The organism is Mycobacterium sp., from assembly GCF_036488105.1.
Classification (GTDB): Bacteria; Actinomycetota; Actinomycetes; order Mycobacteriales; family Mycobacteriaceae; genus Mycobacterium.
In genome coordinates this window covers 1-1,671 of sequence record NZ_DASXHW010000399.1, presented here as the reverse complement: position 1 = coordinate 1,671, position 1,671 = coordinate 1, and the positions used below count along the sequence as shown (strand labels likewise).

General features: G+C 69.7%; 1 protein-coding gene. It reads left to right on the top strand.

Annotation, left to right across the window (positions count from 1 at the left end; genetic code table 11):
* The first annotated feature begins 126 nt into the window (after positions 1–126).
* Positions 127–1,599, top strand: a complete 1,473-nt coding sequence (gene tnpC / locus VGH54_RS21050; protein WP_331514026.1) for an IS66 family transposase — start codon at positions 127–129, stop codon at positions 1,597–1,599.
* The last annotated feature ends 72 nt before the right edge of the window (positions 1,600–1,671 follow it).

Below are 1,671 nucleotides of genomic sequence, written 5' to 3'. Positions count from 1 at the left end.
GTAAGCATTCAGCCCCCCTCTCAAGCCTTTAACCAACGAGGTGTTTGCGCTGGCTGAGGTTACGTTTCTGCCGCGATCAGAGGGTTCTCGCCGCAGCGTGGCTCGGGGGCGGGCAGGATCATGGCCGTGACCGCTTCCCCGCCCGAGAGCGACCTGGCCATGCTGGCCGAGGTCTCGGGCGCGGTGATCGAGATCCTCGAGTCGCGGAACGCGGAACTGCAGTCGCAGGTCGGTGACCTGGCTGAACGGCTGGCGAAGCTGGAACGGCTGGTGTCGCGGAACTCCGGCAACTCCGGGATGTCCCCGTCGTCGGATGACCTGCCCGGCCGGAAGGCCCCGGCCCCGAAGCCGAAACGGGACGGGAAGAAGCGCCCCGGCAAGCAGAAGGGCGCTCCCGGCGCGCACCTGGCCTGGAGCGAGAACCCGGACAAGAGAGAAGACCTGTTCCCGGAGGGCCTGTGCGGCTGCGGGAACGACCTCGCGGACGCCGCCGACCTCGGGATCGCCGCATCGCACCAGGTCATGGACACGCCGGTCGTCACCGCGACGCTGACGCAGTACGACGGGCACACGGTGCGCTGCCGGTGCGGGAAGGTCCACGTCGCGGCTCCGCCGCCAGGAGCCGGGACGGCCGGCACCGTCGCCTACGGGCCGAACATCCAGGCCTGGGCCGTGTTTCTCCTGGTCATGCACCACGTCCCGGTCGAGCGGTGCGCGGACGTCATCGGCGCCCTGACCGGGACCCGGCCCTCGGACGGGTTCGTGCACTCCCTGATCGCCCGCGCCGCGAAGGCGGTCCGCGGGGCGGTCCTGCTGATCCGGGCGCTGGTCACCGCCGCATCTGTCGTGTGCGGGGACGAGACCCCGATCCGGGTCGGCCCTGGCCCCAAGACCCGCAAGAAGTACCTGCTGGTCGCCTGCACGAACCTGCTGACCTGCTACTTCCTCGGCGAGCGGTCCCTGGAGAGCTTCAACCGGTTCGTGTTCGCGGACCTGGGCGACGGCGGCACCGTGCTGGTGCACGACCGCTACCAGAACTACGACGCGATGCCCGGCGTCCTGCACCAGCTCTGCACCCAGCACCTCATCCGCGACCTGGAGGACTGCGCGCAGGCCTACCCCGGCAAGATCTGGCCGAAGCAGGCGATGGAATCGCTGCGCGGCATGATCCACGCCTCGAACACGGCGCGGGACCAGGGACTGCCGGCCGTCCCGGCCGCGGCCATGGCCGCTGACCTGAAGCTGTTCCGCAACGCGGTCCTCGTCGGCCTCGCGCAGGTCCCCCGCGTCCCGGGCGCGAAAGCGAAGCAGAAAACCGGCCGCTGCCTCCTGGAGTGCCTGCACGACCGCGAGGCGGACGTCCTTCGGTTCACCACTGACCTGCGCATACCCCCGACCTCCAACCAGGCCGAACGCGACCTGCGGCCGGCCAAGACGCAGCAGAAGATCTCCGGCCGGCTCCGCTCGGAGAAGGCGACCCGGGAGCGGTACGCCATCCGCGGCTACCTCGATACCGCCCGCAAGCACGGCCTGCCCGTCATGGACGTCATCCGCGACGCCCTCACCGGAAACGCCTGGATGCCGGCCCTTCCCGCATGAGCACCGCCCTGCCTTCCAGCACTCACCCAGCGCGATAGGAAATAACGCAGCGGCACTGGGGTGAATGTTTAC